The sequence below is a fragment of the Flavobacterium sp. KMS genome (assembly GCF_000813005.1).
Classification (GTDB): Bacteria; Bacteroidota; Bacteroidia; order Flavobacteriales; family Flavobacteriaceae; genus Flavobacterium.
Genome location: NZ_JSYP01000002.1, coordinates 88,335 through 102,688 on the forward strand (window position 1 = coordinate 88,335; position 14,354 = coordinate 102,688).

General features: G+C 28.5%; 13 protein-coding genes. All 13 read right to left on the reverse strand.

Going from position 1 to position 14,354, the window contains the following annotated elements; all coding sequences use genetic code 11:
* Positions 1-262: 262 nt before the first annotated feature.
* The 13 genes from OA93_RS24010 to OA93_RS24755 all read right to left on the reverse strand — a co-directional run bounded on the left by OA93_RS24010 (position 263) and on the right by OA93_RS24755 (position 13,518).
* Positions 263-1,273, reverse strand: a complete 1,011-nt coding sequence (locus tag OA93_RS24010; protein WP_052259358.1) for a glycosyltransferase family 2 protein — start codon at positions 1,271-1,273, stop codon at positions 263-265.
* Positions 1,270-2,172: a beta-1,6-N-acetylglucosaminyltransferase gene (locus OA93_RS03055; RefSeq protein WP_039111691.1), complete on the reverse strand. Its 903-nt coding sequence runs from the start codon at positions 2,170-2,172 to the stop codon at positions 1,270-1,272. The genes OA93_RS24010 and OA93_RS03055 overlap by 4 nt, the downstream gene beginning before the upstream one ends.
* A complete protein-coding gene (locus tag OA93_RS03060; protein ID WP_052259359.1) occupies positions 2,172-3,317 on the reverse strand; it encodes a glycosyltransferase in 1,146 nt (381 codons plus the stop codon). Before OA93_RS03060 ends, OA93_RS03055 begins: the two co-directional genes overlap by 1 nt.
* Entirely contained in the window at positions 3,318-4,124 is an 807-nt protein-coding gene (locus tag OA93_RS03065) for a glycosyltransferase family A protein (RefSeq protein ID WP_052259360.1), read from the reverse strand.
* A 3-nt stretch (positions 4,125-4,127) separates the two neighbouring features.
* Positions 4,128-5,075, reverse strand: coding sequence for a glycosyltransferase family 2 protein (locus OA93_RS24015; protein ID WP_052259361.1), 948 nt, complete (start codon positions 5,073-5,075; stop codon positions 4,128-4,130).
* A complete protein-coding gene (locus tag OA93_RS03075) occupies positions 5,072-6,199 on the reverse strand; it encodes a glycoside hydrolase family 99-like domain-containing protein (RefSeq protein WP_039111692.1) in 1,128 nt (375 codons plus the stop codon). Before OA93_RS03075 ends, OA93_RS24015 begins: the two co-directional genes overlap by 4 nt.
* Positions 6,186-7,103 (reverse strand): glycosyltransferase, encoded by a 918-nt coding sequence (locus OA93_RS03080; RefSeq protein ID WP_052259362.1) that lies wholly within the window; start codon positions 7,101-7,103, stop codon positions 6,186-6,188. Before OA93_RS03080 ends, OA93_RS03075 begins: the two co-directional genes overlap by 14 nt.
* 27 nt (positions 7,104-7,130) lie before the next feature.
* The gene (locus tag OA93_RS03085) at positions 7,131-8,405 is read right to left on the reverse strand and encodes an ABC transporter ATP-binding protein (protein WP_039111694.1); all 1,275 of its coding nucleotides are present in this window, start codon (positions 8,403-8,405) and stop codon (positions 7,131-7,133) included.
* A gap of 49 nt (positions 8,406-8,454) precedes the next feature.
* Positions 8,455-9,324 carry an ABC transporter permease gene (locus tag OA93_RS03090; protein WP_039111914.1) on the reverse strand — a complete coding sequence of 290 codons (870 nt, stop codon included), beginning with the start codon at positions 9,322-9,324 and terminating at the stop codon, positions 8,455-8,457.
* Between the two features lie 219 nt (positions 9,325-9,543).
* Positions 9,544-11,448, reverse strand: coding sequence for a nucleoside-diphosphate sugar epimerase/dehydratase (locus tag OA93_RS03095; RefSeq protein WP_117615797.1), 1,905 nt, complete (start codon positions 11,446-11,448; stop codon positions 9,544-9,546).
* 128 nt (positions 11,449-11,576) lie between these two features.
* The gene (rfbA, locus tag OA93_RS03100) at positions 11,577-12,461 is read right to left on the reverse strand and encodes a glucose-1-phosphate thymidylyltransferase RfbA (RefSeq protein ID WP_039111696.1); all 885 of its coding nucleotides are present in this window, start codon (positions 12,459-12,461) and stop codon (positions 11,577-11,579) included.
* Between the two features lie 80 nt (positions 12,462-12,541).
* The gene (rfbD, locus tag OA93_RS03105; RefSeq protein ID WP_039111697.1) at positions 12,542-13,390 is read right to left on the reverse strand and encodes a dTDP-4-dehydrorhamnose reductase; all 849 of its coding nucleotides are present in this window, start codon (positions 13,388-13,390) and stop codon (positions 12,542-12,544) included.
* Positions 13,390-13,518 (reverse strand): dTDP-4-dehydrorhamnose 3,5-epimerase family protein, encoded by a 129-nt coding sequence (locus tag OA93_RS24755; protein ID WP_117615798.1) that lies wholly within the window; start codon positions 13,516-13,518, stop codon positions 13,390-13,392. Before OA93_RS24755 ends, rfbD begins: the two co-directional genes overlap by 1 nt.
* Positions 13,519-14,354 lie beyond the last annotated feature (836 nt).

Genomic DNA, 14,354 nt, shown 5'->3' on the forward strand with positions numbered 1-14,354 from the left:
AGAGCATTGATGGGAACAATCTGATAAATCTATTTATCCAAAATTGTCTTAATGTTTTTGTTTTATTCAGCGTAAAAAAGATAACAAAACCACTTATCATAAAGAAAAAATGTACACCAAACTTACCTAGTCTAAAAAAGTCATATCTATCTTGATAAGGATATAAATTTGTCCAACGGGAGAAAAAATGAAAAAAAATCACCATAATAATGGCAATTGCTCTAAAACTATCTAAAAGTACGATTCTATTATTTTGTTCCATTTAATTAAGCTGGCTTTTAATCAATCTTATTGTCCCAATAAACTTCACTTTAGTTATTATGATAACCCAAGTTTTCAGATTATATTTACTAACTCTTGATCGTTTCCAAAAGTTAAGAATCTTACGAGCCAACATATAACTAAACATTCTTTTCTCTTGTTTTTTTAAATCTTTAGCATGATTATCAAATAACCTATTAAAGGAACTAATCAAAATTTCTAACTTAGTTTCAAAATTCTCATTAATATTTTCATTTGTACTGTAATAATATTCAAACACTTGCTCCGGGGATAAATCAATATCAAAAGTTTTCCAATAATTTGAAATAATAGCAGACCGCTCTTTCAAATGCAATATTTTATTCTTTAATAATCGATGATTACTATTATTAACAATTCTATATTTCATAAGAAAATTAGACAAATTATATATTTCACCTTTTTTAGAGGTTCTAATCCATAAATCCCAATCTTCACAAGTTTTTATATCTTCATCATATCTTAAATTATTAGAAATAAAAAAATCACTTCTTAAAATAACAGAGGAATGTCCAAAAGAAGCCCCAAATAATAGATATAGTTTCAAATAATCATCACCATAGGGATATTTCCATCCTGAAGAAAGATTTTCAGCCATGTCTTTGAGCCAATATCCTTGAGTTCCACATAACATTATAGATTTGTTTTCTTCAAGAAAATCTATCTGTTTTTGAAATCTTTCCGGAAAAGCCCAATCGTCAGCATCCATTCTTGCAATAAATTGATAACTTCGTAAAAGTTCTTCCAGACCTTTGTTTAACGTCTTTGATATGCCAAGATTTTGATTATTCTTTCTATAAAAAATACGTTTGTCGCTATAGCTTTCAACTATTTCTTTTGAATTGTCTATAGAACAATCATCATATATATACAAATCGAAATCTAAATAGGTTTGATTTAAAATAGAACTGATACTTTCGTCTAAATATTTGGCCGAATTGTATGTAGGTAATAAAACTGCTAACTTTTTCATCTACCTAATTCTTTTATGACTCTAGCAATAGTTTTATGATTTACATTAGGATCAAACTTTCTTGCAAATAAGAAATCCTCTTTATTAAAATCTAGATCCTCAATTTCAAGATATTTTGGACTAGCATCTACACCATTAAAATTAACTAAATGCGTTTTTATATTATCGACTGGAAATTGTTTTAGTACATCAAAATTTAAAATTAAGGTTGAAAAATACAATTCATCAGGTGCCAATACGTACTTAAATATAGAATTAAATTTATGATTATCATTACTCTTTTCTAGAACGAATGCAACCATATCCTCATTCAATATCATCCATTGACTTGCACCATAAATATTAAAATCAGGAAATTGTTGCATGAATCGATTTAGAGGAAGTAAAAATTTTAAACCTATCTTCTTTATAATTCTGTTTATCCAATAATTCAATTTTGAATATTTTTTATATTGAAAAAAATATAAATTTTCAAATCTGAATAAACCTCCTCCCCACCATTTGCTATAAGGCAATTTCCAGTAATTCAAAAACGAAGTTTCTGTCTTTGTTTTTAAAAAATCATGAATAAAATCATTCTTTTTTAGTGGTAAATCTTCACCTGACAGCATAATGAAATGATATTTTGCGCTCTTAAAATTTGTATTTATAAAGTTTTGAACTTCTTTCATCCCATTTAAGGATGCCTGAACTAAACTATATTTTCCCCAAGTACATGATACCCTGTTTTTTACAAAATGACAAGATGAATTATCAATTAAACTTTTATACTCATTCTGATTCACTTTTTTATCTAAATGAATAAAAAACAATGATTTATTATCTTCTAATAGTGAAATTAAATCTTTGATTTGAGATGGATTTTTATGCGCTAAAATAAAGTAAACTTTTATATACATTATAAATCACTTAATATGGTCTGTAATTTATTTGCAAAATCGAGTGCTGGATTTTCAGAAATTTGACTTGTAATTTCTTCCCTTGCTTTAATACCCATTTTTTCCCAATTCTTTCTTTGCTGCCAGGCACGTTCTAAAGCTTCATCTACATATTCCGGTCTGGGCGCTACTGCAATGAATCCTGTTTCATTATCTATTACAAGTTCTTTGCTCCCACTTACGTTCGTTACGATTACAAATCGCTTACAAAGCATTGCTTCAACTATTACAATTGGTAATCCTTCAAATCGAGAGGTTAAAATTAAGCCTTGATTAGTTCTCCAAATTTCTTCTGTTGCGGTATGAGAATGAATAATTGTTTTTTTTAATTGATACATTTCAATTAAATCTTTCAAATTTTCTACATCATTTCCCTCTCCATAAAAATTCACAACTAGATTCCTATTCTTCCACTTTTCATTTGAGAGAACTTGCAATAAAACATCTTGCCCTTTAGCATAAAAATCATATCGTCCAACAAAAGCCAAGTGAAAATTATCTGATTCGGGGAAATTTAAATCAATTTTAAAAGAAACATTAAAAGGGTTACGGACAATTTCTGTATTGTTTAAAATATTGCCTAGTTGATTTTGAGTTACCAAGAGATTATCCTGACTCACAAAATAGTTTTTGATACTATTTGCAAACCCCAATTGCATTTTTTTTCTTAATTCAACATTTGGCCACATCCCCTCATTTACTGCATGAGATATCGTCACGTAATTTATATTGTTTTGCAAAGCAAATAACATAGAATCAACTCCATTAAAATTAAATCCTTGATTAATGACAATTAAATCAGGTTTAAAATCGGTAATAAATGCTTGTCTTAAGTTGGGAGATTTGAATCTTTTACTATAAGATAAAAACCTATTTGCAATTCGCTTAAAAAATGATAAACTATCAATCGTGGAAGTATTAATTATTATCTTCCCTTCTTCCTGTAAATTTAAAATTTCATTAGGAACTTTTAATTTAGCATGTAAGCAAATTGCTACATTGTAATTAAAGTTTGCTAACTCTAAAATAGTTTTAAACCAAAGTAATTCACTACCTCCCCAAGAAATGTTTTCTGTAAGAAAAACTATTTTTTTAGAATAACTCATTTAGAAATGTAATTTTCGTTTTACTTTTTTGACGATTGTTTTTATCAAAAAAGCAAATGACGGCTCTTCTTTAAGTCTCTGATTATCAATAACAAATTCCCTAAAAAGACCTAAATGTTTTAATTCCTTTTTATTAAAAATGTAATCTAACAAAACCTTTCTTTTCTTCCAGGCATCTGCCAGCATAGAATTATCCCTCACTCTGTAATCAAAAAATATTTCATTTACATATTCAAATTTACAACCTGCATTTCCCATACGAAGCCACATGTCCCAATCTTCAAAACCCATTACTGGCATATTTTCGTCATAACCTCCTAATCTCTCCCAAGCAGACTTTCTAAATCCAGCACATGCATCTATATAATTATTGAGAAGCATTTCTGGAAAATAAAAAGGTTTAGATTTCCAAATAGTAGTTTTATTACCGAAATTTTGAGCATTGCCATGAATAACATGTATATTTTTATTATTATCTAAAACACTTATTGTTTGCCCAATAAATTCAGGTCTTAATTTATTATCAGCATCTAATGGAATAATGTATTCCCCTTTGGCTTGTTTAATTCCGTTATTTCTTGCCTTAGCCAAGCCTAAGTTAGATTGATTTATATATTGAATTGTTTTATCATTTAAAACAATACTTTCTAAAATAGTATTTGTTTTTGTATCAGTTGAACCATCATTAACCAAAATGATTTCATAATCATCCCGATTTGGGTATTCTTTTATACTATCAATAGCTTCCTCAAGATATTCACCAAGATTATAACAGGTTATGATTATTGAAACTAAAGGTTTCTTCATGATTTAGAAATTATTAAATTGAGTTTTAAAATAATTGTACCCAATACCTTTTAAGTTATAAAATTTAAAAAAATGATAAGTCAATACAATCATACCGCAAAAAATATTCTTTTTTGAAAGTATTCTTTTTTCAATTCCAAGTTTACAAAATTTAAAATACTGACCAATCGAACCACTTTTTAAAATCACATTATTTATTATTTGCTTATAATATAAAATTGAATTTATATCATTACAGTCTAAATGATTTTCAAAAAAGACATAATTATTTTTCAAATTGTTTATTATATCAATCCTAATTTCTTCCTTAAGCCTATAAAAACAGTCTGGCTGTTCAAAGTTTGTGAATTTTAATTTATATCCCTTTTTTAAACTCCGTAAATGTAATTCTGGATCCTCATACATGAAAAGATTTTCATTAAAACCTTGTAAGTCCAATAGAACATTTTTTTTCCATAAAGGACATGTTACTACAAATGGATGATTTCCTTTTGAAAATTGATTTCTACAGTATCCATTTTCATCCTCATAAGCACCAAACCCATAATCAAATACTGGCGCCTGATTATAACCGAAGGTTTGCATTTTAAAAATCCAAAAATCATACTCTTTATTTTGCAAAGCAAATTGAATTCTATTTTCTAAGCAAGTTGTTGCAAGTAAATCATCTGAATCAAGAAATATAACATAATCTCCACATGCCTGTAATAGTCCAAAATTTCGACAAGAGGATGGCCCTTTCTTTTTATTATCTGGTCGAGAAAAACATAAAAAACGAGAGTCTAAATCTAAATATTTCTGGATTATTTCGACAGAATCATCTGTACTACCATCATCTATAATAATACATTGCCAATTGAAATATGTTTGAGCTAATACGCTATCGAGAGCTTCATTTATCAAATGGGCTCTGTTATATGTTGGGATTATTATAGAAATTAGTGGCTTCATTTCATTCCCATCTTAATTTTTTCAACCACTTCTAACCATTTTAATCCATATTTGCTATCTGGTTCTAAATAGTTTCCCTCAGCCCACTCATTCCATGATTTCACTACAATAAACTGAGGATTAGATTTGTAACGATTTATTCTTTTTACCGCATTATCCAAGTGAGTATACCAAGATTGTGGGTTTGCATTTTTAAAAATTAATGATTTTTTCCCACTACGGGCAGAATTATCCCAATTTGGAAAAACACATTGAATATATTTTTTATGTGGAAAATCAATATTTAATTTTTTTATACCTTTTGAATAATCTAATATTAAAGGTTTAAGTCTTTTTCCTACTTCATTTGTATAACCTATTTTTAATAAAACTTTATTCTCTATTTTACCTAAAAGAGATTGTCTATTAAAAAATGTCTTTTGTTGATATCGTATTTCATTAAACACATCTAAACCTACTACACCCTGGATATTACTATTATCTATTACATTTTTCGAATTTATACTTCCTGTAGAAATAAAGTAAATACCATCAAAACCATTTTTATTTGCTAGTTTTTTAAATGTTTCAAAAAAAACATCCAAATTAGATATTTCATCTAATCTATAAATATGAAACATTGGCTTATTATCAACTTTAATATATCTAGTATCCTTAAAAAAGGGCAATAAATAATTGAAATAATCTATATAATCTGATTCCCCATTATATGTTTGTTCAATTAAAACATCTGGATTGTCTAAACCGTGCCAAATGCCTTTCCAAGTTTCGTTTGCCCAACAAAAACAGAAAGGTAAATCTATTTTTTTATTGTTCAACATAGTTTCAGCTGGTTTCTCTAATAACATTTTACTATTTCCAAACCAATATTGGTAATATATAAAACCATCAATCCCATGATCTTTTGCTAATTGAGCTTGTTTTTCTTGAATTTCAGATACTCTTAAATCATAGAAGCCCAGTTCTCCCGGCAAAATAGGTTGATTGTGACCTCTGAACAAAGGTTTAGCTTTAGTTACATTTGTCCATTCTGTAAAACCTTTCCCCCACCACTTATCATTCTCTGGAATAGGATGATATTGAGGAAGATAATAAGCTAAGAATTGTATTTTATTTTGAGACATATCTTAAACTAGATATTTTTCTTTTGATTAATAAAAAAATTGGCGGAATTAATAATTTTACAATTTTAATAAATCTTTTTTTTGTTGAAGAATTTATTTTTTGCTTACTTTCTACATCATCATTTAATTTTAATGAATCAAACAATGTCTTTAACATAATCGATTTCACTTTATCATTTTTACAATACGATAAAATCAATAATAAAGTTCTATTCCATTTTTTGAATTTTTGAGAATATGTTAATTTTGAATAAAATCCACTTTCAAATCTATAAATTGCCATTTTTTCATTTAAACATTTTATTTTTCCATATTCTGCAAGCATAATATATAAAAAATAATCGCCAATAGGTGATAACTGAAATTCAAATGAGAATTCTTCAATTATATTTCTAAAAACTACAGATGGAGTATGAATGCAATTTCCTGATTCAGCTAAATCTTCAATTGTTTCATAATTTTCTGGCACTTTAGTTATAAAATCATCTACAATTTGTCCATCAGTTTTCAAAATATTGATTTCATGAAAGCAAAGTACGTACTCAATATTTTTTTCAAGAAAATTAACTTGCTTCTGCAGTTTTAATGGATCTGTCCAATAATCATCACCCTCACATAAAGCTATATATTTTCCATCACATTGATTGTAAGCAAAGACGCCATTTGCCTGCATTCCAATATTTTTTTCATGCCTAAAATATTTAATTTTATGACCTTGGGGGTGAGTTTTTATAATATTTTCAATTATTTCAGGAGTTCTATCAGGAGAACAATCATCCGCGATGATTAATTCAAAATTGAAATCAGTTTTCTGCATTAGTACACCTTCTATGGCTTCTTTTATATAAAGTTCATGCATATACGTAATCATATTAACTGACACCGTAACATTTTTATTTCCCATTAAATAAAATAATTTTTAAATAACATTTTAACTGTTTTTAATTCTCCATTCAAATTTTGGCTTAATGTAACCTGGCTCTCTCCCCATGTAAACTCCTAATTCTCTACCACCATCTATCACAGTAAATGAAATAATATCTTTTTCTACAAAAACTGCTTCTCTATTATCTTTAACAAAAAAAAATGATAAAAAATATTGACCTGATTGAAAAAATGAGGAAGGAAATGTACATGTTAATTCATTATTTCCATATTTTAAAGCGTTTTTTTCTTTTCCATTAGAAAAAGAAAAAAGAGCTTCTCCCATTTCATTATACAAATGATATGTTAAATGATATCTATCCGCTTTATTATCTTTTAAAATTATTTTAGTATTTAATTCTATCTCATTACTCTCAGAAAGTGCTTCATTAAAATTTTTTCCTATAGTGTTTATTGAAATTTTTTCTAATCTAAATTCCTTAGTATCATAATCATCTCCAAACTTTTTTTGATTCAGAATTTCAGAATCTCCACCTAAATAATAACTAATAGCACGCTCAATATCACTAATCAACTTTACTTTACCATGCTCCAAAACAATTCCTCTTGTGCATAAACTCTTAACTGCTGCCATATTATGACTTACAAATAAAACTGTACGTCCCTCACCTTTAGAAATATCTTGCATTTTACCAATAGCTTTTTTCTGAAATTCAGCATCACCAACTGCAAGAACCTCATCAATAACCAAAATTTCGGGTTCTAAAAAGGCCGCTACTGCAAAAGCCAAACGCACTGTCATACCACTACTATACCTTTTAACTGGCGTGTCAATATATCGTTCACATCCTGAAAATTCAATAATTTCGTCAAGCTTTGAAGAGATTTCTTTTTTGGTCATTCCGAGAATTGCACCGTTTAAAAATATATTTTCTCGTCCTGTCATTTCACCATTAAATCCTGTACCTACTTCAAGCAGCGAAGCAATACGCCCACGAGATTTTATACTTCCTGTTGTTGGACCTGTTACTTTTGAAAGTATTTTTAAAAGTGTCGATTTTCCTGCTCCATTTTTTCCTATAATCCCAAGAACCTCTCCTCTCTCAACTTCAAAATTAACATCTTGTAAAGCCCAAACATAGTCCGAGTTACCTTTTATTGAACGATCATTTGTTTCACCTATTTTCAGATATGGGTCTTCTTTTCCTCGAATCTTATGCCACCAACGGTTAACATCATGACTTAAGGTTCCGGTACCTACTTGTCCTAAGCGGTATTGTTTAGAAATGTTTTCGGCTTTTAATATTATATCTTTTTTCAATGGTAAATCTAAAATGGTAAATGAAGTAAACAGTTATAAATATTCAATTCTAAACAGTATCTATAAAACTTTTTTCAGTTTTATTAAAAACTAAAAGTCCAATAAAAAATACTACGATAGTGACAGTCAAAGTGAAGGATAATCCTAATATTGAAACTTCTCCCACATTTAAAAGCATATAACGTGCTGTTTCTATTATATAAGCCAATGGATTGTATTCGACTAGCCAACCATAACTTGGTAATTTATCTTTAATTAAATTCATTGGGTACATTACTGCAGACAAATACATTAATAGCTGTATTCCGAAGCCTATTAAATGACTAAAATCACGATATTTTGTGACCATTGCCGAAATTAACATTCCAAATCCTAACCCTAATACCCCCATTATAATAATCAAAAATGGAAAAAATAAAACTAAGCTATTTAAGCTCAGATCAGCACCCTGAAAATAATAGAAAATATAGAAACCTATAAAAATAAAAAATTGAATTCCAAATTTTACAAGATTCGAAATAACAACAGATAAAGGAGTAATTATTCTGGGGAAATAGACTTTCCCAAATATACTAGCGTTAGCTCTAAAAGTATCCGAAGTTCCATTAAGGCAAGCTGTAAAATAATTCCAAACGGTTATTCCTGTCAAATTAAACAAAAATGGAGGAACAGTACCTGTATCAATTCCAGCTACATTATTAAATATTATTGTAAATGTTACAGAAGTAAATAATGGTTGGATTAAATACCAAAGCGGTCCTAAGATAGTCTGCTTATATACAGTAATAACATCTCGTTTAACAAAAAGTAACAATAAATCTCTGTATTGCCAAACTTCTTTCAGGTTTAAAGAGAAGAATCTATTTTTAGGTGTTATTTCAAACAACCAAGGAGTTGAAGCGTTTTCTGGTTTATTCATCGACATTTTAAAAATTCTACTTCTGAAATAAGTTACTATTACTTCATTTTACTGACTAAAAAAGTATGGTATTATTAAGAGCAAATGTAACAATTAAAATAAATTATCTTCATCATACACACATTTCTATTCTAAATAATAGAAACAAAAAAGGTGCTTTTATAAAAAAACACCTTATTATAAGAAATTAAAGCGTGAATATCTTCACGCTCATTACATCTATTTATCAAGAATCTCAAAACTAGAATTCATGCTCTTAAATTCTGGTACAATTTTTTTCATTTTTGCAACAATATCGTCATTGTCAAAAAATTTAGATATTCCTATCAACTCATCAATTTCTATATGTAAACTTTCATATTCATCTTGAATTTCTTCAGCAATCATAATTTTATTATGATAAGTAGGCAATGTTTTCGAAGTATCATTTAATAATTCTTCAAATAGCTTTTCACCTGGTCTAAGTCCAACTATCTGAATTTTAATTTCCTTTTCTGGAATAAATCCTGCTAATTTTATCATTTTTCTGGCCAAATCAATAATTCGAACAGGTTTTCCCATGTCAAAAATATAGATTTCACCTCCATTACCCATCGCACCGGCTTCAAGAACTAATTGACATGCTTCTGGGATGGTCATAAAATATCTAATAATATCAGGATGGGTTATAGTTAGTGGTCCTCCTTCTGCAATTTGTTTAGTAAATAAAGGAACGACTGATCCATTAGAGCCTAATACATTTCCAAAACGAGTTGTGATGAACTTTGTTGTATCATTCCCTTTTTCTTTTTGATTTTTTAAATGTAAAGACTGCACATATTTTTCAGCAATACGTTTACTAGCCCCCATAACATTACTAGGATTTACAGCTTTATCTGTAGATACCATTACAAATTTCTTTACTTTATATTTACAGGCTAAATCAGCTAGATTTTTAGTTCCCTCAATATTTGTTAAAATAGCTTGAGATGGATTTCCTTCCATCAAGGGTACATGCTTGTATGCAGCAGCATGGAAAACCACTTGTGGTCCATAAACTTTAAAAACTCTTTCCATTGCCTCTTTACTCTTCACATCTGCAATTACAGCATGAATTTTTGAATCAGAAACGATATTTTGAGTTTCTAAACAAAGACTATGTAGTGGTGTTTCTGCCTGGTCTAATAAAATTACATTTTTAGGATTAAATCCTATTACCTGTCTTACTATTTCACTACCAATTGACCCTGCAGCTCCAGTAATTAAAATAGTTTTATCTTTTAACTGTTTAGATATTGATTTACTATCCAGTACTATTGGCTTTCTTTCCAATAAATCTTCAATTTGGATATTTTTCACTTTTTGAGATATCTCTTTTTGATTTTCCCAATCTGAAATTAATGGAACAGTATATACTCTATAATTAAACTCTAAACATTGGTCAACAATTATTAATTGCTCATCTTTTGATAAACTTTTGTCGGCAATAATAACTCCTTCGGCCGCAACGGAACGCATTAATGCAGGCAATCTTTTCTTTTGGATCAATATTGGTAAATCCAACATCCTCTTCGAAGCATTTTGATTATTTTTATCTACAAAGCCTACAATTTTAAAACGAGAAGGTGTTTCAAACTTTAATGCATTAGCTACTGATATTGCATTAGCATCAGTTCCATAGATGATAGTTCTAATTAATTTAGTATTGTTTTTTTCAGCAAAATAAAGTTCAAATGTTTGCTTCACAACTACTCGATATAAAAACAATCCACAGAACGAAAGTACAATATTTATAAAAAGTGCAGTATTCAAAAATGCCTTATCGCCATGATATAATTCAAATACAAAATTGAAGAACAAGAAAACAACCAACACTGACATTTGCGAAAACAATAATTTGATTGCGTCAATATACGATGAGTGCCTAATTATGCCTGAATATGTCCTAAACAACCAAAAGAAAAAAATATTAACTCCCAAAAGTGACCCAACAAAATAAAACTCATGGTGCGTTATAATATATCCTAAACCAGTACCCTTAAATAATAAATAAGTAAAAGTAAAAGAGAAAATCAATACCATAACATCCATTAAAACTATAATCCACCTAGGTAAATAACTTAGGTTATGAATATTAAGTCTCATGTTAGCTATCGAAAAATACTTAGCAAATAAAATTGCAAAAGTGATTGGTTTATTATTCAAATTAATTGGTCTTAGAATTATAGAATCCGATAATAATTACAAAAATACGAAATAATGGATTCAAAAAATTAAATTTTAACGCCTGCCTTTTTTTGTTTCAAAAAATCTAGCAAATATGCCCCATAACCAGATTTAACTAATGGTAGAGCTAATTCTTCAAGTTGATTATCACTTATAAATCCTTGCCTCCAAGCAATTTCTTCTATACAACCTACTTTTAGTCCTTGACGTTCCTCTAACACCTGTACAAATTGACCCGCCTGCATCAAACTATTAAAAGTTCCAGTATCAAGCCAAGCCGTGCCTCTACTTAATATTCCTACTTTTAAAGCTTCTTTTGAAAGGTATACTTTATTTACATCTGTAATTTCATATTCTCCACGTGCACTTGGTACGATATTTTTGGCTATTTCAACAACTGAATTATCATAAAAATACAATCCAGGAACAGCATAATGAGATTTTGGATTCTTTGGTTTTTCTTCTATTGAAATCGCTTTTAAATCCTGATCAAACTCTACTACTCCATAACGTTCTGGATCCGAAACATGATAAGCAAAAACCACTCCTCCATCTGGTTTTGTATTCGAACGTAAGAGTTCTTGCATATTAGCTCCAAAAAATATATTGTCTCCTAAAATCAAAGCAACATCATCATCTCCTATGAACTCTTCTCCAATTACAAATGCTTGTGCCAACCCATTTGGAATAGCCTGTTCAGCATAGCTAAATTTACAACCTAAATTTTCACCATCTCCCAGTAGTTTTTTAAAGTTTGGCAAGTCATGTGGAGTAGAAATAATTAAAATCTCATTTATCCCAGCCATCATCAAAGTTGATAATGGATAATAAATCATTGGTTTATCATACACGGGCATCATTTGCTTGCTCATTGCAAGAGTTAATGGGTGCAATCTGGTACCTGAACCTCCTGCTAAAATAATTCCTTTCATAAATCTTAATTTTAGATTTTAGATTTTAGATTTTAGATTCCATATAACTGAAATAATAAAAACCTAATCTACAAATCATCTTATTTATATAAATATTTTTTCAAACTCTCTTTATAATGTGGTATATCCAGATTATAAGTATCCTTAATCTTTTTCTTACCTAACAATGAAAATTCTGGGCGTTTTGCTGGAGTTGGGTAAGATTCAGATGGTATTCCTGTAACATCACAATTATATCCACCAAGTTCTTTTATTGCCAACGCAAATTCATACCAACTTATTTCACCTTCATTTGAATAATTATATATTCCTGGAATCCATTCTGGAAATCCTAAAATATCAATCATTGCCTGAGCTAGATCGGCAGCATAAGTCGGCGAGCCAATTTGATCATTGACCACACTAATCGAATCCCTCTCCTTCATTAATCGTTGCATTGTTTTTACAAAATTATGACCAAATTTACTATAAACCCACGATGTTCTTATAATAATTGAATTTGGATTTGCTTGCAAGCAAGATAATTCTCCTAATCTTTTAGTTTCCCCATATACATTAATCGGATTCGTTAAAGCTTCTTCATTCAAAGCTACTGATGATGTCCCATCAAAAACATAATCTGTAGATACATGAATTAATTTCACTTCATTTTTTGCTGAATATTTTGCTATTACATCTACTGCTAAATGATTAACAATCTCTACCAATTCTTTTTCAGTTTCTGCTTTATCAACTGCTGTATAAGCTCCACAATTTAAAATAATAGTAGCCTGTAATTCTTCTAATTGTGTTTGCAGTAAATCTAAATCATCAAGAGTTATATGATTTCTGTCTGCGAAAATCCATTCATACTGAGGATAATTTGAAGATAAAACAAATAGTTCTGATCCTAATTGTCCATTTGCTCCTGTTACAAGAATCTTCTCCATTAAAATAAACTGTTACAATTTTCGATAAAAGGAAGAATCTGATCTTTTTCAGAAACTATCGCTTCCTCTAAATTCATTCCCCAATCAATATTTAAAGATGGATCATCAAATTTAATTTCATTCTTCATGTCTTATATTATAAATTTTATTATGTTATAAATTACTGATACAATTTTGCTCCTAACAAAAAAATCTAAAACAAAACCTTCCAGCAATAATAACAGCTTCCTATTTTTTAATGAAAGGAAGATATTAGATGATTACACATAAGCAGTAGATTTTTTTAATATTTTATTATTTTCATAAATAATTTAAATTCATTATTTATATATCAAACCTAATAAAGCAAAAGTTTTTTTCTTATAAAGAACTAATTATATCTGCTAAATTCAAAAAAATTATAAAACTCAAAAACTATAAAATGAAAAGAGCTTTATAAACATTTCGGTATCGTGTGTTTTTAGCATCGCAAAAACAAAAATAGGAAAAAGAAAAATAGTTAATGAATTAATTAATCGTAACTTTTTGTCATTGATAACAGAATTAAAAGGATAAAGTAATAATGCAAAAATAACATACAGCGAAAATCGAAAAGCAACAATTGGATTTATATAATAGCTTGCCATATATATAAAAACAGTTGTCATCAAAATGGGGTGAAGCATCTTTTTTTTATAAAATACAAAACCTGTAATAATCAAGAAAGAAATAAGCATAAAAAATATTTTATGCATTATACCTATATCAGAAATACCTTTTAAATAAAAACTTATTTTGTTTAATATTGATTCAAAAGCTCCTATATGTAATAAGAAAGGGCTCATAAAAAAATAAAAAAAGAATATAGATGAAAAAATGAATACTAATACACTAAAATAATATTTAGATTTATGAAGAAAAGTAACTAGCAATAAACAAGAACTTATATGCATAAATGGAGTAATTAAAATCCAATTAAAATTTT

Coding starts and splice junctions, on each gene's coding strand:
- OA93_RS24010 (WP_052259358.1), bottom strand. CDS start 1,273: ATGAAAAAGTTAGCAGTTTTATTACCTACATACAATTCGGCCAAATAT.
- rfbA (WP_039111696.1), bottom strand. CDS start 12,461: ATGAAAGGAATTATTTTAGCAGGAGGTTCAGGTACCAGATTGCACCCA.
- rfbD (WP_039111697.1), bottom strand. CDS start 13,390: ATGGAGAAGATTCTTGTAACAGGAGCAAATGGACAATTAGGATCAGAA.
- OA93_RS03095 (WP_117615797.1), bottom strand. CDS start 11,448: ATGAGACTTAATATTCATAACCTAAGTTATTTACCTAGGTGGATTATA.
- OA93_RS24755 (WP_117615798.1), bottom strand. CDS start 13,518: ATGAAGAATGAAATTAAATTTGATGATCCATCTTTAAATATTGATTGG.
- OA93_RS03065 (WP_052259360.1), bottom strand. CDS start 4,124: ATGAAGAAACCTTTAGTTTCAATAATCATAACCTGTTATAATCTTGGT.
- OA93_RS03075 (WP_039111692.1), bottom strand. CDS start 6,199: ATGTCTCAAAATAAAATACAATTCTTAGCTTATTATCTTCCTCAATAT.
- OA93_RS03080 (WP_052259362.1), bottom strand. CDS start 7,103: ATGGGAAATAAAAATGTTACGGTGTCAGTTAATATGATTACGTATATG.
- OA93_RS03090 (WP_039111914.1), bottom strand. CDS start 9,324: ATGAATAAACCAGAAAACGCTTCAACTCCTTGGTTGTTTGAAATAACA.
- OA93_RS03055 (WP_039111691.1), bottom strand. CDS start 2,172: ATGTATATAAAAGTTTACTTTATTTTAGCGCATAAAAATCCATCTCAA.
- OA93_RS24015 (WP_052259361.1), bottom strand. CDS start 5,075: ATGAAGCCACTAATTTCTATAATAATCCCAACATATAACAGAGCCCAT.
- OA93_RS03060 (WP_052259359.1), bottom strand. CDS start 3,317: ATGAGTTATTCTAAAAAAATAGTTTTTCTTACAGAAAACATTTCTTGG.